19 protein-coding genes, 1 other RNA gene and 2 pseudogenes are annotated in these 18,547 nt (G+C 67.3%); 18 read left to right on the top strand and 4 right to left on the bottom strand.

Features of this window, described 5'->3' with window-relative positions; genetic code table 11:
- The first annotated feature begins 137 nt into the window (after positions 1-137).
- The 3 genes from G6034_RS14370 (at position 138) to G6034_RS14360 (ending at position 2,847) form a co-directional block, all read left to right on the top strand.
- Complete coding sequence (locus tag G6034_RS14370) at positions 138-1,364, top strand: hypothetical protein (protein ID WP_246295970.1); 1,227 nt, start codon at positions 138-140, stop codon at positions 1,362-1,364.
- Between the two features lie 157 nt (positions 1,365-1,521).
- Positions 1,522-2,274, top strand: a complete 753-nt coding sequence (locus G6034_RS14365; RefSeq protein ID WP_343038077.1) for a deoxynucleotide monophosphate kinase family protein — start codon at positions 1,522-1,524, stop codon at positions 2,272-2,274.
- A gap of 48 nt (positions 2,275-2,322) precedes the next feature.
- Positions 2,323-2,847 (top strand): hypothetical protein, encoded by a 525-nt coding sequence (locus G6034_RS14360; protein ID WP_176635792.1) that lies wholly within the window; start codon positions 2,323-2,325, stop codon positions 2,845-2,847.
- Between the two features lie 135 nt (positions 2,848-2,982).
- Here the strand turns inward: G6034_RS14360 and G6034_RS14355 are convergent, their stop codons facing one another.
- From G6034_RS14355 to G6034_RS14340, 4 genes are all read right to left on the bottom strand, one after another.
- Positions 2,983-4,071 carry a DUF916 domain-containing protein gene (locus G6034_RS14355; RefSeq protein ID WP_176635791.1) on the bottom strand — a complete coding sequence of 363 codons (1,089 nt, stop codon included), beginning with the start codon at positions 4,069-4,071 and terminating at the stop codon, positions 2,983-2,985.
- A gap of 54 nt (positions 4,072-4,125) precedes the next feature.
- Entirely contained in the window at positions 4,126-4,668 is a 543-nt protein-coding gene (locus tag G6034_RS14350) for a WxL domain-containing protein (protein WP_176635790.1), read from the bottom strand.
- A gap of 90 nt (positions 4,669-4,758) precedes the next feature.
- Positions 4,759-5,355: a WxL domain-containing protein gene (locus G6034_RS14345; protein WP_176635789.1), complete on the bottom strand. Its 597-nt coding sequence runs from the start codon at positions 5,353-5,355 to the stop codon at positions 4,759-4,761.
- A 293-nt stretch (positions 5,356-5,648) separates the two neighbouring features.
- On the bottom strand, positions 5,649-6,203 hold the full coding sequence (locus G6034_RS14340; RefSeq protein ID WP_176635788.1) for a hypothetical protein: 555 nt from the start codon (positions 6,201-6,203) through the stop codon (positions 5,649-5,651).
- Between the two features lie 225 nt (positions 6,204-6,428).
- Here G6034_RS14340 and G6034_RS19560 point away from each other — a divergent pair.
- From G6034_RS19560 to ssrA, 15 genes and pseudogenes are all read left to right on the top strand, one after another.
- Positions 6,429-6,758: pseudogene (locus tag G6034_RS19560) on the top strand (CpaF family protein); the annotation flags it as partial.
- Positions 6,758-7,612, top strand: a complete 855-nt coding sequence (locus G6034_RS14330) for a type II secretion system F family protein (protein WP_176635786.1) — start codon at positions 6,758-6,760, stop codon at positions 7,610-7,612. The pseudogene G6034_RS19560 and the gene G6034_RS14330, both read left to right, overlap by 1 nt.
- The gene (locus G6034_RS14325; protein ID WP_343038076.1) at positions 7,609-8,547 is read left to right on the top strand and encodes a type II secretion system F family protein; all 939 of its coding nucleotides are present in this window, start codon (positions 7,609-7,611) and stop codon (positions 8,545-8,547) included. Before G6034_RS14330 ends, G6034_RS14325 begins: the two co-directional genes overlap by 4 nt.
- Before the next feature lie 120 nt (positions 8,548-8,667).
- Positions 8,668-8,943, top strand: coding sequence for a hypothetical protein (locus G6034_RS14320; RefSeq protein ID WP_246295968.1), 276 nt, complete (start codon positions 8,668-8,670; stop codon positions 8,941-8,943).
- Between the two features lie 20 nt (positions 8,944-8,963).
- Positions 8,964-9,332, top strand: a complete 369-nt coding sequence (locus tag G6034_RS14315; RefSeq protein WP_176635785.1) for a TadE/TadG family type IV pilus assembly protein — start codon at positions 8,964-8,966, stop codon at positions 9,330-9,332.
- Positions 9,313-9,798 carry a hypothetical protein gene (locus G6034_RS14310; RefSeq protein WP_246295966.1) on the top strand — a complete coding sequence of 162 codons (486 nt, stop codon included), beginning with the start codon at positions 9,313-9,315 and terminating at the stop codon, positions 9,796-9,798. Before G6034_RS14315 ends, G6034_RS14310 begins: the two co-directional genes overlap by 20 nt.
- Positions 9,799-9,908: 110 nt before the next feature.
- Complete coding sequence (locus G6034_RS14305) at positions 9,909-10,316, top strand: pilus assembly protein TadG-related protein (RefSeq protein ID WP_176635784.1); 408 nt, start codon at positions 9,909-9,911, stop codon at positions 10,314-10,316.
- Positions 10,317-10,401: 85 nt separating this feature from the next.
- Entirely contained in the window at positions 10,402-11,520 is a 1,119-nt protein-coding gene (gene prfB / locus G6034_RS14300) for a peptide chain release factor 2 (protein WP_176635783.1), read from the top strand.
- Positions 11,521-11,695: 175 nt separating this feature from the next.
- Positions 11,696-12,391 (top strand): annotated as a pseudogene (gene ftsE, locus G6034_RS14295) (cell division ATP-binding protein FtsE); the annotation flags it as partial.
- Between the two features lie 248 nt (positions 12,392-12,639).
- A complete protein-coding gene (gene ftsX, locus G6034_RS14290; RefSeq protein WP_176635781.1) occupies positions 12,640-13,554 on the top strand; it encodes a permease-like cell division protein FtsX in 915 nt (304 codons plus the stop codon).
- An 85-nt stretch (positions 13,555-13,639) separates the two neighbouring features.
- Positions 13,640-15,073 carry a M23 family metallopeptidase gene (locus G6034_RS14285; RefSeq protein ID WP_176635839.1) on the top strand — a complete coding sequence of 478 codons (1,434 nt, stop codon included), beginning with the start codon at positions 13,640-13,642 and terminating at the stop codon, positions 15,071-15,073.
- Positions 15,074-15,284: 211 nt separating this feature from the next.
- The gene (smpB, locus tag G6034_RS14280; protein ID WP_176635780.1) at positions 15,285-15,755 is read left to right on the top strand and encodes an SsrA-binding protein SmpB; all 471 of its coding nucleotides are present in this window, start codon (positions 15,285-15,287) and stop codon (positions 15,753-15,755) included.
- A 3-nt stretch (positions 15,756-15,758) separates the two neighbouring features.
- Entirely contained in the window at positions 15,759-16,640 is an 882-nt protein-coding gene (locus G6034_RS14275; protein WP_176635779.1) for a cytochrome c oxidase assembly protein, read from the top strand.
- Between the two features lie 4 nt (positions 16,641-16,644).
- A complete protein-coding gene (locus tag G6034_RS14270; protein WP_176635778.1) occupies positions 16,645-17,958 on the top strand; it encodes a glycoside hydrolase family 3 protein in 1,314 nt (437 codons plus the stop codon).
- A gap of 74 nt (positions 17,959-18,032) precedes the next feature.
- Positions 18,033-18,399, top strand: a transfer-messenger RNA (tmRNA) gene (gene ssrA, locus G6034_RS14265).
- Positions 18,400-18,547 lie beyond the last annotated feature (148 nt).

Below are 18,547 nucleotides of genomic sequence, written 5' to 3'. Positions count from 1 at the left end.
TTTAGCCCCTTCACAGTAGGAGTAGTAGGAGTCGTACTACTCCTACTATGCGCGTTTTGGCCCGGTTTCGGCGTCAACACGCCGGAACTTGCCGCCGTCGCTGTCACCCTGGCACCGCAGCCGCACACAAGCAAGGTATGAGCATCGATTCCAAGCCCCGCCAGCCCAAAGGCATCCCCGTCGGCGGCCAGTACGCCGCTTACGCCCACGCCGAGCCCGGCAACGTCCTGGCCGCCGCCCGCCACCGCCAGGCCATGGCCGAGCGGCGCGAACTGTTCCGCGCCCAAGGCTTCGTCCCGGCAGCCACCCTGCGGACCCTGACCTCCCCGACGACCACCGCGCACCGGGATGAATGGTGGAACAACAACTTCGTCGCCGCCGAGTACGGCGCCGGGGGCAAAAACTACCCGCAGATGCCGGATGACAACACCCCGTCCATGCACGAGGGCCAGGCCATGTCCGGCAAGCGCCGCACGCACCGGATGAACTACGGAAACAACGACATCCAGCTGCGCATGCCGTCCGCGACGGCCATCCGTCGCTTCTCCGGGGACAACGGCAATCCGACCTTCGACGTGCCGGTCTCCGTCTCCCTCAGGGGCGGCGCCCCCGTCCAAGGCTGGGTCCGCGTCACCAAGACCGGCCCGCACACCTGGGAGACCACCACCCTCGGCGGCGCCGGCGCCAGCAACGGCCCCGCCAGCGAACAGGTTGCCGAGGCCGTCGCTGCCGTCCTGGAATCCCGTCGCGTCACCACGGCCCTGGCGAAGGTCCCGGACCTGCTGGCGGCCCGCAAGGCCCGTGAAGCCGCGAAGGGCGCCGCGCTGACCCCGGTGTCCTCATCCTGGATCAACGAGGTGGGATTCGACGAGAACACCAACACCATGGCCACCCGGATTGGCGACAAGCTGTACGGACACAAGGTGTCCAAGCAGTTCTTCGAAGCCATGAAGACCTCGGAGCGTCCCGGCCAGGTGTTCAACAAACTGGTCCGCGCCCACCAGCGCACCGCGGTGACCCAGTGCGGCACGTGCTTCCGATTCACGTCGGCACTGGTAAAGCACACGTGTCCGACCGGCCACAAGGCGGTATCCGGCATCGGCCAGGGTCACGTGGAGCGCGCCCGCCAGCGGGCCGAGGCGGTGGCCGCCAGCCAGTCCCACGGCGTGAACCCTGTGGTGAACATCGCCCCCGCACCGGCCCCGGTCAACACCGCGCCGTCCCGGAACGCGCAGCCGGTCCCGACGAAGAAGACCGGCTTCCCGGCACCACGCAGGCCCGCCGCACAGCCGGCCACGGCACCAGAGACAGGTCCGGCCGCCCTGGCCGAACATCTGAAGACCACCGACACCGCCGGGTTCTGATCCGCCCGGAAAGCCCCTCGTCCGTTCGCCACGGAGCGGGGGCTTTCCCATGGGCGGCGAACAACACCTGACACCCGCACCTGCGGGGTCCGCATAGGGACAGTGACCACAAAGCAGCATTGAAGGGAACAACATGCAGATCACAGGGATTCACGGAGTGGCACATACCGGCAAAGACACCGCCGGCGCGCACCTCATCGACCACCACGGCTTCACCAGATACGGCTGCGCCGACCCGGTAAAGGAACACGCCTACCTTTTGGACGTCCGCGTCAACGGCACGATCACGCTGAGCATGCTCCTTGACCGACTGGACCAAGACTGGACCAAGGCGGAGAGCCACCGGGTCTACGGGCCCGAAATCAAGCGGACCCTCTCCGTCTACCGGGACAAGCTTGTGCACGGCGTCTTTGGCCATATCAACCGGAGCATCGACGAGCTGCGCGAGGATATTTTGATCCTGGACCCGTTCCTGGATGGGGACATCTCCATGGCGATGCTGTTGGATTCAGTGGGCGGGAACTGGGAGTTGGCGAAGTACCACCGCATCCATGGCACCGAGGTCCGCCGGCACCTGCAGACCTACGCCACCGAAATCTGCCGCAACAACTTCGGCCAGAACATCTGGGTGCAATTGCTGGCCCGCCGCGTCGCCCAGGACCGCCCCGCGGCCGTCGTGATCACCGACGTCCGGTTCAACGAGGAAGCCGCCTGGATCATCGCCAACGGCGGCACGGTCGTCGAAATCACCCGCCCCGGGATCGTCGCCGTCAACGGTCACATCTCCGAAGCCGGCATCGACCGCAAGTACATTGCCCACACGATCAGCAACGACGGAACCATCGACGACCTGGCCGACGCACTCGATGACGTCCTGAAACTGACACCCGCCCTTCTCGCTGCGGCATAGAGCCCCCAGAAGCCCGACCCGAAACGTTTATCAAGGAGAATCATCACCATGGCAACCATCACCATCGACGGCGCACTGCCGCAGACCCTGCCCGTCCGTGAAGACGGCACCTCGTTCCCGTTCGCCCTGGCCTGGGAGGACCGTTCCGTCCTGGCCGACACACGCACTGAACTGACCGCCGAACTCATCGAAGGCTACGCGGACCTGCCCGAGACTGAGGAAGGCGACACGGAGGCCCTGTATGCCCGCTACGGCACCTCGGTCCAGATCGCCAACACCCTCCAGCAGGTCCTGGCCGCCCAGGCCGCGGAGGAAGGCACCTTCGACCCGTCCACGCAGTCCGAGGATGTCCTGACCGCCATCTTCACCGACCGGTCCGAGAAGATCGACGAAATCGCCGAGTGGACCAACCAGGACGTCCCGCTGGTGCTGATCGCCACCGAATACGCCCCCTACGGCACGGCGACGAAACCGGCCGGCAACGTCCTGTGGATCGACCCGTTCACCGAGACGACGTTCCTGCAGACCCTCTCGGACATCGGCGTCGTGGAGCTGTTCGTCAACGAAAGCTGAGCACCCCGAGCTCACCAACAACGCCCCGGCCGCTGGATGTGGCCGGGGCGTGGGTGTCGTCGGATGCGGTCCCGGCAGGCGGTGGCGTGGAGCTGCGAGCCGTTACTGGGATGGTCCCAAGCGTGGGTTCGGCATTCAGCGGGGACGGCCGTTTCTTCTGTCTTGGCTTCGGCGCACGCCTGTTTTCCGCCCGGGGCGTCTCTTGTATTTGCGCCGGAGGAAGAAGGCGGCGGCCAGCGCTGCGAGGAGCGCAGCGCCTATCACGTACGGGGCGGGACCTGAGCCGGAGTCTTGGAGGATTTGTGGCAGCTGGCCTTGGCGTTCTCCCGTGGACGTGACGGCTCGGGGAGCTTCCACGGTAAAAGCCACGGTTTCGGCGGCGTGGACGTGGGTGGCTGAGTCGCTGAGCGCGACGGCGAGCGTGTAGTTGCCGGGCTGAAGTTTGCCGTTGAGGGTGGTTTGGATCTGGGTGTCGGTGTGCGCGTAGACAGAGTCCATGGTGGCGGGCGCCCGGCTGACGACTTTACCGCCGTGGTCCCGAATGGTCAGTGAGCCGGCGGGTTTGAGGTTGGTGGTGCCGGGGTTCTTGACTTGGACGCCGACCACGGAACGGTTTGCCGTGAATTCGTGGCTTGCTGTGCCGAGTTCCAGCGCCGGATGGAGCGGCCCGGGAACGTGGATGGACACGGCGATGACTTGGCGGACGATCTGGTTCAGCGCTACGGATCCGGAACCCTTAATCGGAACGTCGTTTTCCAGGACCAGGCTGCTGATGTAGTCTCCGGGTGCCGTGCCGGCGGGGACAGCGAGGGTGAAGGCTTGGGTGATTCCCTGCCCGGGGCCAAGCCGCAGGACTTGTGTGGCGTAGGAGAGCCATCGGGTCGTCCCGGTCGGGGGGCTGTTCCGGTCCCGGGCCCCGAAACCGCCGTTGATCAGGGAGTAGGCATCGGCGGCGTACGTTCGGGCAGCGATCGAGGTGGCACCGTGGTTGCCCAGTTCCACCTGCAGTTGACGCCGCTGGCCGGGATCCATGGTCAGGCTGAAATAGCTGCCGGACTGGCCCAGGGGCTTCAGGCTTAGCTTCACGGGCTGGGCCTGGGCCGCTGCGGCGCTGGTGAGGTTGCCGCCGACAGCGGCGAGGGTGAGACAGGAAATCAGCACGACCATGCCCAGCAGCAGCCGGGCAAGGCGCTGGGGCTGTCCGCGCAGAAACGGCAGGCGCATTAAGGAGAACTTCTTTCGCAGCATCGGTGCCAGGTGATGATCCCGGGAAGGGGATCAGGGCCCGGAGGTGACCGTGGTGGTAATGGTGGAGGTGTAGGTCCCGGCCCGGCTCTGGGGCGGAATGGTCAGGGACAGGGTGATTCCCTGGGTGTAGGTTCCGGCCCCGTAGCCGGCGTTTGCCTGCAGGACCTTGCGCGCGCTCTCGAGGGATCCGACCGGGGCAACTGCCGGCACCATTGGGCCGTTTGCCGGATCGGCCGGCTGGCTGCCGGCGGAAGCGACCGGGGCCTCGACGGAAAGGATTGCCAACGCGGACGCGGGGATGGAACCGCCGTTGTTGGGGCCGGTGTAGGCCAGGTCCGAGGCCTGTTCTGTCACGTTCCACCCGGCGCCCGTGCCGGCAATGGAGGTGTCGGTGACGGTCAAGACCGTCCGGCCCGTGACGGTCTGGGCCTTATGCGAATAGGGGCTCGCAGGCATTATCAAGTCCTGCAGGCTTGCGCTCAGCGATGCCGTGGCTGCGTCCTTGCCGGCTGCGGCCACGATGGCGGCGAGCAGCAAGGCTGCCGCGACGCGCCGGAACGTTCCGGTGATCATCGATCCTCCCGCCCTCAAACTGGCGGCAGGGCAGAGCCCTTGGTCGAACCGGGTCCCTGCCCTGCAGCGAATCGTGTGTCAGGAGCGGTGTTACGGGGCTGCGGTCATGCTGGTCGTCAGTGTCCCGGTGTACGTGCCGACACGGCTGTCAGCCGGGATCGTCAGGGCAACATTGATCGGCTGCGAATACGTTCCCGAACCGTAGTTGGCCCCGGCGGTAATGACCTTGACTGCCGTGGCCAAGGAACCTGAGACGCCCGTGGTGATGTTGGCGCTCTGCGGGCCTGTCGGCACCGCATCAGTGCCCGCCACGTCAATCGCCTGGCCGGCGGAGGAGGTGACGGCCCCGACCGAGGTGATGGAGAACGCGGTGGCCGGGATATTGGTGCCGCCAGCTGGCCCGGAGTAGATGAAGTCGCTGACCTGTTCCGTTACGTTCCAGCCGGCACCGGTGCCGGTGCTGTCATCCGCGCTCAACGTCATCGTCCCGGTGGCGACCTGGTCGGTGTGAGCGGTGACCACGGGAGCCAGCCCCAAGTCCGCGACGGTGGCGGTAAGGCTGCCTCCCGTCACTGACTGGCTTACCGAGTCGGCGGCGAAGGCCGAGGGAGCGACAAAGAGGACGCCGGTGGTCAGGGTTGCGACGGCCAGTGCCGCTGCGGTCTTGCGCGTGGAAAATCGAAACATGGTTGAGACCTTTCGTTTACCCCCGTTGACCAAAAGGCCCCAACTGGCATCAGCAGGATTCAACCCTGCCCCAGTGGATCAGAAGCCCAGCGCTTCTGCGAGAGATAAATTCACAGTCTACCAACATATATGACGAGCCAACTTCTATTTGAGGAATCTATCTGGTAAACGTGTGGGAATTCACGAACCGCAGTATCGAGGCCCGTCCGGCGGGGTCCGTTCAGCCCCAATGAAAGCCGACGTGACAGGGGTGGGTGGGGGAATCAAGGAATGTGGTGTGATCCACCTGCCGGTCAGGGGAGTGCGGTGAGGTCCCCTTCGGGGACGAAATGCGTGGGGGCGTCCGCGGGGCCTGGGACGACGCTGAGGTTGTCAGCGGTCTGGGCGAAGCGGTACCCGGTGGCCGCGGTGCTGGTGGCTCCCTGGCCTGTATTGAGGGCCACGGCTCCCAGCCCCGGCGAGGCCCACTGCTTGGCGGTGATGCCCGACGGAGGGGTGTCGGAGCCGCCGAGGGTGGTGGCGCCCGCGGTGAGCGTCAGGGGCCGGCCGGCGGCGTTGGCGTAGGTGAAGGTGCTGTCCGGCGCGGCGTCGCCCATGAAGGTCTGCACCGAGGCGGGGGAGGGCGTTCCGCTGCAGGTCACGGGGTTGGCCGTGGCGTCGCAGCCGGGGTAGCTGACCGTGCTGGCCTGGACGTTGGTGACGGCACCGACGGCTGTGATCGTCCAGGTTGCGATCTGGCAGCCGCCGTCCTGGCCCGGTACGGTCATCTGGACCTGGTGTTGGTCGGTGGCGGTGATCGAGGAGGCCCAGAGGACGTCGGAGCGGAAGGTGGCGTCGGTGATGGACACCTGCTGGGTGGCCCAGTTCCGGCTGCCGATTCCCTCGGGTTGCCGTGCAGACTGAACAAGTCTGCGGCCGCTCGAGATAGGTGATTCGTTCGCCTCATCTGAGTCCTTCCGCGGGGCCTGGACTCGTCAGTCCCTGCTGGATAAGAGGCATTCCAAATGACCTAGGGTTGCCTCGTGTTGACGGTGCGGCTAGGTGAAGATGTACTAGAACCAACAAACGGTAGTACACGTCATGGTTGCACTACCTCTGACGCCGTCGTCAAGATTTGCACGCTTCCCCTCCTGGCCGGGGAAAACATCTCCGCCGCGTTCGTGGTGCCCACGGTGGCGGCCTGCATCGACCTGGTGGTCCATTGTGTCCGCCTGCCGGACGGGAGACGCCGGGTGGGCCAGATCCTGTCGCTGGGGCGCCGCGTGGAGAACGGGATCATTGAATCCGGGATGGTCTTCGACACCCTGGATGGCCGGCTCACACCCTCCGCCTCCGCCATGCCGTCGCCGGAAAAGTTCGCCGCCGCCGGTTTCAGCGTGGCGGCCCTCATGGGGGATTCCTGATGTCCGCCCTGGTGGGGCTGATGGCCGGGCTGGGACTGTTCCTGGTGTGGACGGCGTGCTGGAGCATGCCGGAGCATCCTGTGCGGCCGGCCCGCCGGAGCCGGCTGGGCGAGCTGCTCCACCAGGCGGGGATTGCCCAGGTGACCCCGGCGTCGCTGCTCGCCAGCACCCTGGGCTTTGCCGTGCTGGCCGCGCTGCTGGTGCTCGTCCTGACGGGCGCGGCGCCCGTCGCCATGTGCCTGGGCCTGTTCGCGGGGTACGTCCCGATTGCCGTACTGCGGTGGCGGGCACGACGCCGTTCCTCCGTCCTGCGCGAGCTCTGGCCTGACGTCGTGGACCATTTGAGATCCGCCATCCGTGCCGGCCTGTCCCTGCCGGAAGCCCTGATCCAGCTGGGCGTCAAGGGTCCCGAGGAATTGCGCGGCGAGTTTGTCAGCTTTGGGGCCGACTACCGCTCCACCGGGCACTTTGAAGGTGCCCTGGAGAAACTCAAGGACCGGCTGTCCGATCCTGTCGCCGACCGCATCATCGAGGCCCTGCGGCTGACCCGCGACGTGGGCGGCACCGACCTCGGCCGGCTTCTGGGCACCCTTTCGGAGTTCCTGCGCGACCACGCGCGGACGCGCAGCGAACTCGAGGCCAGGCAGTCCTGGACGGTCAACGCCGCCCGGCTGGCGGTTGCGGCGCCCTGGATCGTGCTGATGCTCATGGCCACCCGGCCCGAGGCCATTGAGGCCTACAACTCCGCGGCCGGGTGGATTGTGCTGGGCGGAGGACTGCTGGTCTCCGTGGTGTGCTACCGGCTCATGTTGCGCATCGGGGCCCTGCCCAGTGAGCGCCGGGTGCTGCAGTGAACGGGCAGGCAGGGGCGGCTGCCGCGGCCGGACTGGCCCTGGGGCTCGGACTGTGGCTGGTTTTTATCCGGCTTCCGATCATGCGCCGCCCCACCTTTGCCGAGCGCGTGGAACCGCAGCTGCGCAGCGTGGCCAGCCGCTCGGGGCTGCTGGACCGGGAGGAGCCGGGCGCCCTGTTCGGCCCGCTGGGGCGGATCTTCCGCCTGCTGGTCTCCGACGCCGTCGCCCGGCTGGGCCGGTTCAATGTCAGCGTCAAGGGTCTGTCCGCACGTCTGGAACGCGCCGGTCGGAGCGAGACGCCGCTGGAATTCCGCGCCGTCCAGCTGCTGTGGACCGGTGCGGGCATGGTGGCCGGGCTGGCCGCCTCGCTGTCGCTGATGTGGCAGGGCCGGGCCAACGCCATGGGTGGGCTTGCCCTGACGGGGTTCCTCATGCTGGGCGGCTACCTTGGCTGCGACTACCTGCTCGGGATCCGCATCAAGCGCCGCCAGGCCCTCATTCTCGCCGAATTTCCGGCCCTCGCTGAACTCATGGCCCTGGCTGTCGGTGCGGGCGAGAGCGCAGGCAGCGCCCTGGACCGGGTGGCCCGGCAGTCCCGCGGGGAACTCTCGGGCGAATTTTCCAAGATCGTGGCCCAAACGCGTGCCGGCACACCGCTGGTGGAGGCGCTGGAGGAATTTTCCGAACGGCTGGGCATACCGGCGCTGGCCCGTTTTGTGGACGGCATCAGTGTTGCCGTCAACCGCGGAACGCCCCTGTCTGACGTGCTGCGGGCCCAGGCGCAGGACGTGAGGGACGTGGCCAAGCGGGAGCTGATGGAGGCTGCCGGGCGGAAGGAAATTGCCATGATGGTGCCGCTCGTCTTCGGGGTGTTGCCGCTCACGGTGGTCTTCGCCGTGTTCCCCGGCCTGGCCCTGCTGCAGTTTGGCTTCTGATGCCTTCCACCCTGACTTCAGCGCACCCGCCCCGAACGGCGGGCCAACGCAGGCGCGGCACAGACACGCAAAGCCATGACGGACACAGCCATGGCACGCACGGCAAAAAGGGGAAACACCATGGAAAACCACCATCCGCTGGCGGAACGCGCACTGGCCTTCCTGCTGGCCGCGAAACAGCATCTGGCCCGGCGCCTGGCCCCGTGGCTGACGGGCTGGCTCGCCGGGCCGGGACGGTTCCGGCTCCGGCCCGCCACCGGAAGGTCCCGTGGGGACGTGCCCGGCTGGGTGCTCATCACCTTGATGTCGGCCGTCCTCGTGGCAGGACTCCTCGCCATCGCCGGGCCCGCGCTGGCGAAGATGTTCAACGAGGCCATGGACCAGGTCCATCCCTGACCCCCGGGCCGCGCTCCCGCGTGGCCGAACGCGGCGCGGCGGTGGTCGACTTCGTGCTGGTCTCCACCGTCGTGACCGTCATGTTCCTGGCCCTGATTCAGCTGGCAGTGGTGCTGCACGTGCGCAACACCGTGGCCGATGCCGCGTCCTCCGCGGCCCGCTACGGGGCGCTCGCGGACCGAACGGCCCCGGACGCGGAGGAGCGCGCCCGGCTCCTCATCGGCTCCGCGCTGGGTAGCGGCTTTGCCCAGGACGTGGCCGCCACGGTGTCCTCCTCCAACGGGATCCCCGTCCTGACCGTCTCCGTCAAGGCCCCGCTGCCGCTGCTGGGACTGTGGGGACCCGGGCAGACCCTGGAAATGAGCGGTCATGCCGTCATCGACCCGTAAGCCGGCCTGCGGTGGGCCGGCCGGGGGGAGTCTGCCCGCCGCCGAACCACCCCCGGATTCCCAGCAGGGCAGCGCCATTGTCGAATTCGTCTTCCTGGCCGTGCTGCTGATGGTCCCGGTGGCCTACCTGATCCTGACCGTCGGGGCGCTGCAGGGCGGGGCCTATGCGGTTGTCGGGGCCGCTGACCAGGCCGCCAAGGTCTTCGTCCTCCAGTCGGACGACGGCGCCGGCCGGCAGGCGGCGGAGGCGGCCGTCTCCCTGGCCGTCGCCGACATGGGCTTTGACCCCGCCGACGCCCGGCTCACCATCACCTGCGACGGCGGCTGCCTCACCCCCGGCACCATGGTGCGGGCCCGCGTGACCCTGCGCGTGGACCTGCCCCTGGTCGGCGGACTGCCAGGGACCAGGCTGTCCGCCGCCGAGGTGGAAGCGTCGGCGGCGCAAAAGGTGGGCCGCTTCAAGTGAGCCCCGGCCGCGCTCGGCAACACCGCCCCGCCGGGCTCCGCCCGTACCGCCCCACCGGCCTCCGCCCGCACCGCCGTTGCCCAGCCAGTTCGCGGCAGGAAGGGCACGTCATGGTGCTCATGATCGGCTATGTGCTGATCGCCCTGCTCCTCGCCACCGTGGTGGCGGCCGGCTCCAGCCTCTATCTTGGGCACAAGAAGCTGCTGTCCCTGGCCGACGGCGCCGCGCTCGCCGCAGCGGACACCTTCACCCTCAGCGGCGGCTCCGCGGACACGGACCCCGGCACGCTGCTGACCGGCAGCGGCATCAACGCCGCCGCCCGCGAGTACCTTTCCGGCGCCGAGGTGCCACGGTCCCTGTCCGGCGTGCAGCTCGCCGCCGGGACGGGGACGCCGGACGGGCGCACGGCGGAGGTGCGGCTGAGCGGCGTGGTGCACCCAATGTTCATCAACTTCCTGATCCCGGACGGAATCGTGCTGACCGTGACCGGCACGGCCCGAGCACACCTGGTCCTGTGACGGCTGGTCCAGTTAAGGCCGGCCGGCCCACACCCGCGCCGCGCCCCGGCGGACCAGCCCCGGGCATGCCGTAGGCTTGAATATCATGGCTGAGATCGACTATTCCGCAGAAATCAAGGCGTTGCGCGCCACCTACGTCTCCATTGAACAGGTGTCCGAGGTGGACAGGCTCCTGGAGGACATCGAGGACCTGTCGGACCAGGCCGGTTCGCCCAACCTTTGGGACGACCCCGCGGCGGCCCAGAAGGTGACCTCCCGGCTCAGCCATGCCCAGTCCAAGCTGGAAAAGCTGCGCACCCTTGAATCCCGCATCGACGATCTTGAAGTGCTGGTGGAACTCGCCCAGGACGAGGGCGACGCCGACACCCTCGCCGAGGCGGCCAAGGAACTCCCCGCCCTGCAGAAGTCGCTCAAGGACCTGGAAATCGTCACCTTGCTGGCCGGCGAGTACGACGAGCGCGAGGCCGTGGTGACCATCCGCTCCGGCGCCGGGGGAGTCGACGCGGCCGACTTCGCCGAAATGCTGCTGCGCATGTACCTGCGCTGGGCCGAACGCCACGGCTACCCCACGGCAGTCCTGGACACCTCCTACGCCGAGGAGGCCGGCCTGAAGTCAGCCACCTTCGAGGTCAAGGCGCCCTACGCCTTCGGCACGCTCAGCGTCGAGGCCGGCACCCACCGCCTGGTCCGCATCAGCCCGTTCGACAACCAGGGCCGGCGCCAGACCTCCTTTGCCGCGGTCGAGGTCATCCCGCTCATCGAGCAGACGGACAGCATCGAGGTCCCCGACAACGAGATCCGCGTGGACGTGTTCCGCTCCTCGGGCCCCGGCGGGCAATCCGTCAACACCACCGACTCCGCCGTCCGCCTGACCCACCTGCCCACCGGCACCGTGGTGTCCATGCAGAACGAAAAGTCCCAGATCCAAAACCGTGCCGCGGCCATGCGCGTCCTCCAGTCCCGCCTCCTGCTGCTGAAAAAGGCGGAGGAGGACGCCACCAAGAAGGCCATGGCCGGGGACGTCAAGGCGTCCTGGGGCGACCAGATGCGCTCCTACGTCCTCAATCCCTACCAGATGGTGAAGGACCTGCGCACGGAGTACGAGGTCGGCAACACCTCCGCCGTGCTGGACGGGGAAATCGACGACTTCATCGACGCCGGGATCCGCTGGCGCGCTGACAACCGCAACGCCGAAAAGCTGTAGGACGGGCACGCCCGGCTGCGGCCTACACGGCAAACACCAAGGCCCGACACACCGGGCGGGAGCGCAAAAAGCCGCGGAATGACGCCTATAGTCGATACGCTGGTGGTTTCCTCCCCAAACCTAGGCCCAGGCACCGGCATGCCAGTACCGTTCGCTGGAAGGGCAATGAAAAGTCATGATTCGTTTTGAAAATGTGAGCATAGCTTACGACCGAAAAAGCAAGCCGGCGCTCGATGACGTCTCGCTGGAGGTCAACCGCGGCGAGTTCGTGTTCCTCGTCGGTTCCTCCGGCTCCGGAAAGTCCACGTTCCTGCGCCTGGTCCTGCGCGAATACAAGACCGAACACGGACAGGTGTACGTGGCCGGCCAAAACGTGGCCAACGTCCCCAGCTGGCGCGTGCCGAAGTTCCGCCGGGGAATCGGGATTGTGTTCCAGGACTTCCGCCTCATCAACACCAAGACCGTGTTCGCCAACGTCGCCTACGCCATGCAGGTGATCGGCAAGTCGCGCGCCGCCATCCGCACCGAGGTCCCCCGCGTGCTGGAACTCGTGGGCCTGGAAGGCAAGGAACGGCGCCTGCCCACGGAACTGTCCGGCGGCGAGCAGCAGCGCGTGGCCATTGCCCGCGCCATCGTGAACCAGCCCGGCATCCTGCTGGCCGACGAGCCCACCGGAAACCTGGACCCCACCACGAGTGCGGGCATCATGGAGATCCTGGACAGGATCAACCAAAACGGCACCACCGTGGTCATGGCCACCCACGACGACGACATCGTCAACTCCATGCGCAAGCGCGTCATCGAACTGCGCCTGGGCCGGGTGGTCCGCGACGAGGCCCGCGCCCAATACACCTCGATGATGCCGATTGTCCCCGCGGCCGCGACGGTGGGCGCCTCCGCTGCCTCCCAAGGCGCGCCAACAGCCGCGGGCGACCCGTCCGCCGTCGTGCCTTCCATGGACGACGGCGCACCCCAGACCCGCCGCCAGCGCGCCGTGAGTGCCGCGGCAGCCGGCGGCACCGCCGGGGAGGAATCAATGCCGCCACGGCTCGAACGCAACCGGGGCCGCGTGTATCCGGGCGGCACCGTTGAGGAATTCGCACGGAACGGGGAGCAGCCATGAGACTTGCGTTCATTATGAGCGAGCTGGGCAGCGGCCTGCGCCGCAACCTGACCATGGTCATCTCCGTCATCCTGGTGACCTTTGTTTCCCTGACGTTTGTTGGGGCCGCCGGCGTCCTGCAGCTGCAGATCGGCCAGCTCAAGGGATTCTGGTATGACAAGGTGCAGGTCACCATCTACCTGTGCAACGACGTCCCCAGCAACGCCAACTGCGCCTCCGGGCCGGTCACGGACCAGCAGAAAAAGACCATCCAGGCCATGCTGGACTCGCCCGCGGTCAAGCCGTACGTGGAGAAATGGACGTTTGAAAGCCAGGCCGAGGCGCTGACCCACTTCAAGGAGCAGTTCGCCAACTCGCCCATGGTGGATTCGGTGGAGGCCGGCAACCTGCCGTCATCCTTCCGCATCAAGCTGACGGACCCCGAGAAGTACCAGATCATCAACGAGTCGTTCTCCGCCACGCCGGGGGTGGATTCGGTGGTGGACCAGCGCAAGGTGCTCGAGTCGCTGTTTTCGTGGATGAACATTGCCACAATTGTGGCCGTGGGCGTCGCCGTGCTGATGATTGTCTGCGCCGCCCTGCTGATCGCCACCACCATCCGGCTGTCCGCACAGTCGCGCGCCAAGGAGATCGACATCATGCGGCTGGTGGGTGCCTCGAAGACGGTGATCCAGCTGCCGTTTGTGCTTGAGGGGGTCATTGCCGCCACCATCGGGGCGCTGCTGGCCTCCGGGGCCGTGTGGGCGATCGTGGAATTCTTCCTCGGCCGCTACCTGGCCAGCGGCAGCAGTGGCACCCCCCTCATTTCCACCACGCAGGCCCTGGTGATCTACCCTGTCCTGATCCTGCTGGGCGTGGTGCTCGCGGGCATGGCCTCGGCCGTGTCACTGCGAAAAAACCTCAAAGTATGATTCAGGGGGATGGGTCCCATCACTGCCCCTCCCCGCCACACCCGCCAGGCGCCGCAACGCAAGGAGCAGTTTGAGCATGGAATCGATGTCAACCGGGGGACGCGCGGCGGGGAAACCCGGCGCGCCAGTACGACGCCGGACGGTGTCCCATGCGCTTTCACGCCGCCTCGGCGCCGCCCTTGCCTCCGCCCTCATGGCCGGGATGCTGGGGCTGGTGCCCGCAGCCCACGCCGACAATCTCGACGACCAGGCCGCCGCACTGAAGCAGCAGGCCGCCGACGCCGCCTCCGCCCTCGAGTTTGTTGACGCCGGGCTGGCCAAGTCCGCCTCCGACCTGGTCATGTACCAGGGCCAGCTGCCCGGGGCCCAGGCCGCCCTCGCCGACGCCCAAAACCGGGTGGGCGCGGCCACCGGGCTGGTCAGCTCCCTCGCCGCGCGCATCGAACTGGCACAGGCCAGCAAGGACAGGATCACCGCCCAGATTGCCCTGGACTCCAAGAAGCAGGCGGAAGCCAAGAGCATGATCGGCCAGATTGCCGCACAGTCCTACAAGGCCGGCGGCATACCCGCCAACCTGGCACTGATCCTCGGCGTGGGGTCCTCCGGCGACCTGGCCAACTCGATCGACCTTGCCGAGCAGGCCATGCGCAGCCAAAATGCCGCCCTGGCGCAGCTGACCAGTCAAAAGGCCACCAACCAAAACGCGCAGGCCCGCCTCGCCGCCGTCGAGGCCGAGATCAAGGACCTCAAAGTGCAGGCGGACGCGGCCCTCGTGGCCGAGCAGTCCGCCCGCGACCAGGCGGCCGCCAAGAAGGCCAAGGTGGACCAGCTGATCAGCGACTCCGCGGCCATCAATGCCAGGCTGGAAAGGCAAAAGCCGCAAATCCAGGCCAAGGTGGCGGCGGTGAAGCAGCAGCAGGACACCGTGGCCGCCCAGATCGCCGAACGCCAGCGCAAGGAACGCGAGGCGGCAGCGGCCGCCGCCAAGGCCGAGGCGGAACGCATCGCCCGGGCACAAGCCGCCGCGGCGAAGGCTGCCGGCAACAACAACTTTGTGTCCCCGCCCTATGTGGCGCCGGCGCCCGGCAACCCGTCGGCCTTTGGCCTCCAGCACCCCTTTGCCAGCTACGTCCCAATCACCTCCGGCTTCGGCTGGCGCCAGACCCCGCCCGGGACCATCGACTTTTACGGCACCGGCGGCTACGTCCACACGGGGATCGACTTCGGAGCCCCCTGCGGCACGCCCGTGTATGCGGCGGCGGCCGGCACCGTGGTCTTTGCCGGCTGGGACGTCTACGGCGGCGGCAACGGGGTGAAGATCTCCCACGGGGTCATCCAGGGGAACGCACTGCTGACGGCGTATTACCACAACACCTCGGTGAAGGTCTCGGCCGGCCAGCGCGTCAGCCGCGGCCAGTTGATCGCCATCTCCGGCGGCACCGGCAACTCCACCGGCTGCCACGCCCACTTTGAAACCTGGCTCAACGGCGTGGCCGTCGATCCCATGACGCTGCTCTAGTCCGGCGCCTTGGCGCTCCGGTTCCGGCGCACCGTGAGCCCTTCACGGTGTGCCGCTTCCGAGGGGTGGCGCACCGTGGGAGTGCAACTCCGCGCACCGTCAAGGTTTTGCGGCGCCGGAGTTGCTAGACTTTAGTCCGCACCGCACAGGCGGTGCGCGAAGACAAGCTTTCACCGTCCCGCGGTGCAACCACCCGTGAAGGAGTCGTACAGTGCCTAAGGAAAGTGGCCTGAAAGTGGTGGCCACCAATCGCAAGGCCCGGCACGACTACCACATCATGGACACCTACGAGGCCGGGCTGGTCCTGATGGGGACCGAGGTGAAGTCGCTGCGCGAGGGCCGCGCTTCCCTTGTGGACGGATTTGCCACCTTCTACAACGACGAGCTCTGGCTCGAGGCCGTCTACATTCCCGAGTACCTCAACGGCAGCTGGACCAACCACACGGCCCGCCGCCGCCGCAAGCTCCTGCTGCACCGCGAGGAGCTGGAAAAGATTGCGCACAAGACCCGCGAGTCCGGCTTCACCATTGTGCCGCTGCAGTTGTACTTCCTGGACAGCCGGGCCAAGGTGGAGATTGCCATTGCCCGCGGCAAGAAGGACTACGACAAGCGTCAGGCGCTGCGGGAAAAGCAGGACAACCGCGAGGCGCTGCGGGTCATGCGCGAGAAGAACCGCGGCTAGCCCATGCCACCCTGGGACGTCTTTCTTGGCACGTGGAGCCTGGACCCGTGGGCCCTGGCCCTGATCGCTGCCGCGGGGGGCCTTTACGCCTGGGGCCTGGTGCGGTCGGCCGCGTCCGGGGTCCGCTGGCCGGCATGGCGCGCCGCATGTTTCTACGTGCTGGGCCTGGGGCTCTACGCCTTCCTCAACTTCGGCTTCCTGGGCACGTATTCGCCCGAGCTGCGGTGGGCCTTCTCCGTGCGCATTGCCATGATGCTCTTTGTAGTCCCGGCCGGCCTGGCCCTGGGCCTGCCCGTGGGCCTGGCGCGGCGCACGATACGCCCGGGCCGCCTGCGTTCCTTCCTGGCCGCAACTGCCCGGCGGCCCATGAATCTTTTCGCCAACAGCGCCGTGGCACCCGTGGCGGGACTCATCGTCCTGTCCATGATGCTCACACCGCTGGCCGGCATCTCCCGCCTGAGCCCGACGCTGGAAGGCCTGCTCACGCTCGCCATCCCCCTGCTGGGGCTGCTCATGGTGCTGCCCATGGTCGAGGAGAAGACCCGGGTCAGCACGGCCCTGATCATGCTGCAGTTCGTGTTTGCCTTCATCGAGCTGCTGGCGGACGCCGCACCCGGGCTCATCATGCGCCTGGTGCCCTCCATCTTTGACGGCGCGGGGGCCCTGTCCGGCCCGGTGCCCGGCTGGTTCCCGAATGCGCTGCGGGACCAGCAGCTGGGCGGGGACTTCCTGTGGTTCATTGCCGAGATCATGGACCTGCCCGTCATGATCCTGCTCTTCGTCCGCTTCTCCAAGTCGGACAAGGGCGAACGCAAAATCCTGGATGAGCTCACGGACGAACAAATGGATGAACTGAACGCCGCGCACCTGCACCTGAGGGACTGACGCCATGGCATTGCGGGCTCGCCACTGGTGGGGGATCGGCGTGTCCGCCGCCGTGCTGGCCGTGGTGGCCCTCCTGGTCCTGACTTTCTCCTCCCCGCCACGCACGACGCCTGCCGCCTCCGCCGGGCCCGCCTCACCGACGGCGGCGCGGCCTTCCCCAACGGCCCCGGCCCCGCCCTCCCCGGCCGCTCCGTCCCCAGCCGCTCCGTCCACGGCACGCGCGACACCGCCGCCCGCCAGCGCAACGCAGGCACCGCCGTCGAACGCCCCGGCGAAGGACCTGGCGCAGCAAAAGCTGGCGGGCATGACGCTCGGCCAGCGCGTGGGGCAGGCGTTCATGGTGTCCTCGCCCGTGACCGGGGCCGACGCGCAGTCCACCTACGTGCTCGAGCAGCTGCATGTGGGCAATGTGTTCATGAAGGGACGCAGCACCGCCGGCGTGGACGCGACGGCCGCCGTGGTCTCCGAGGCTGCCGGGCGGGCCCTCGAAGCCGGCGTGCGCCCGTTTGTGGCAACCGACCAGGAGGGCGGGTTCGTACAGATCATGCAGGGGCCCGGCTTTAACGCCATCCCGCAGGCCATTGTGCAGGGTCAGTTGCCTCCGGCGCAGCTGCAGGAGGCCGCGCAGCGGTGGGGACGGCAGCTGGCGGCGGCCGGCGTCAATGTCAACCTGGCCCCCGTCCTTGACACCGTGCCCGGCGCAGGCTTTGCCCCCCGGAACGCACCCATCGGCGCCTTTGGCCGGGAATACGGATACACGCCCGCCGCCGTCTCCAGCCACGGGCTGGCCTTCGCCCGCGGCATGCTGGCTGCCGGCGTGGCGCCCGTCGTGAAGCACTTTCCGGGGCTGGGGCGGGTCACTGGGAACACGGACGTGAGTGCCGGCGTCACGGACAGCGTCACCGTCCGCCACGATCCCTATGTGGGGCCGTTCCGCGACGCCGTGGACGCCGGCGTGCCGTGGCTGATGATTTCCAATGCCTACTACCCGAACATTGACACGCAGGACCTGGGCCCGTTTTCGCACGTGATCATCCAGAGCATGGTGCGCGGGGACCTCGGCTTCACGGGCATCATTGTCAGCGACGACATCTGCGACGCCCGGCAGGTGGCCGGCGTGCCGGCGGCGCAGCGCGGCGTGGACTTCATCAGCGCCGGCGGCACCGTGGTGCTGTGCACCGACCAGTCCGTGGCACCGGCCATGTATGAGGGCATGGTGGCCGCGGCGCGGGCCGACCCCGCGTTTGCCCGGAAGATTGACGCGGCCGCGCTGCTGGTGCTGGAGGCCAAGGCGGCCCGGGGCATGGTTTCCGGCTAGGGAATATTTGCCCGGGCACATGCGCTATGATGGGTAGTCCACGGCCACCACGGCGTGGGTTTGAAAACACAATAGGGGATGATCGGTTTCGACGGTGTTTGTCGAGACAGGTGAAGCGGGTCGAGGATACAGGGTTATCTCGTAAACGATCTCTGTAAAACAATAAGTGCTGACTCAAATCGCACTGACTTCGCTCTTGCTGCCTAAGCAGTAAGACAGTCCGTCAGCCCGGGAATGCTCTCGTCCCGGATCCTGGCGTCATTTAGAGGGCCACTGCTCTAAGTTCTTGTTGCAGGAACTTAGGGGACTCTTATGCAACTGGGCCTGGCAGCTACTTGTTTGCGAGATAGCTGGGGCCGAGAAAAACCGACGCAAACTGCACCCGGAGAAGCCCTGATGAAACAACATCGGACGGGAGTTCAATTCTCCCCATCTCCACATCCCTGTTGGGGCCCGTTCCACGCCGTCACGGCGGGGGACGGGCCCTTTTTCATGTTCCGGCCGGGTTCTGCCTTGAAGTGGCGCGGGGTTGGGTGTCAATGGTGCGCCACTTGGCAAGTGGCGCCTGGGTGGCACCCAACGGTGCGCT

The organism is Arthrobacter wenxiniae (assembly GCF_013376105.1).
Taxonomy (GTDB): Bacteria; Actinomycetota; Actinomycetes; order Actinomycetales; family Micrococcaceae; genus Specibacter; species Specibacter wenxiniae.
Note: the sequence above shows the minus strand (reverse complement) of the source record. Positions and strands in the feature narration are given on the sequence as shown.

What these genes read in the sequence shown, in the direction of transcription:
- G6034_RS14270 (WP_176635778.1), top strand. Translation starts at nt 16,645, where the DNA reads ATGGCATTGCGGGCTCGCCACTGGTGGGGGATCGGCGTGTCCGCCGCC.
- G6034_RS14350 (WP_176635790.1), bottom strand. Translation starts at nt 4,668, where the DNA reads ATGATCACCGGAACGTTCCGGCGCGTCGCGGCAGCCTTGCTGCTCGCC.
- G6034_RS14360 (WP_176635792.1), top strand. Translation starts at nt 2,323, where the DNA reads ATGGCAACCATCACCATCGACGGCGCACTGCCGCAGACCCTGCCCGTC.
- prfB (WP_176635783.1), top strand. Translation starts at nt 10,402, where the DNA reads ATGGCTGAGATCGACTATTCCGCAGAAATCAAGGCGTTGCGCGCCACC.
- ftsX (WP_176635781.1), top strand. Translation starts at nt 12,640, where the DNA reads ATGAGACTTGCGTTCATTATGAGCGAGCTGGGCAGCGGCCTGCGCCGC.
- G6034_RS14355 (WP_176635791.1), bottom strand. Translation starts at nt 4,071, where the DNA reads ATGCGCCTGCCGTTTCTGCGCGGACAGCCCCAGCGCCTTGCCCGGCTG.
- G6034_RS14330 (WP_176635786.1), top strand. Translation starts at nt 6,758, where the DNA reads ATGTCCGCCCTGGTGGGGCTGATGGCCGGGCTGGGACTGTTCCTGGTG.
- G6034_RS14310 (WP_246295966.1), top strand. Translation starts at nt 9,313, where the DNA reads ATGCCGTCATCGACCCGTAAGCCGGCCTGCGGTGGGCCGGCCGGGGGG.
- G6034_RS14305 (WP_176635784.1), top strand. Translation starts at nt 9,909, where the DNA reads ATGGTGCTCATGATCGGCTATGTGCTGATCGCCCTGCTCCTCGCCACC.
- G6034_RS14275 (WP_176635779.1), top strand. Translation starts at nt 15,759, where the DNA reads ATGCCACCCTGGGACGTCTTTCTTGGCACGTGGAGCCTGGACCCGTGG.
- G6034_RS14320 (WP_246295968.1), top strand. Translation starts at nt 8,668, where the DNA reads ATGGAAAACCACCATCCGCTGGCGGAACGCGCACTGGCCTTCCTGCTG.
- G6034_RS14285 (WP_176635839.1), top strand. Translation starts at nt 13,640, where the DNA reads ATGTCAACCGGGGGACGCGCGGCGGGGAAACCCGGCGCGCCAGTACGA.
- G6034_RS14370 (WP_246295970.1), top strand. Translation starts at nt 138, where the DNA reads ATGAGCATCGATTCCAAGCCCCGCCAGCCCAAAGGCATCCCCGTCGGC.
- G6034_RS14345 (WP_176635789.1), bottom strand. Translation starts at nt 5,355, where the DNA reads ATGTTTCGATTTTCCACGCGCAAGACCGCAGCGGCACTGGCCGTCGCA.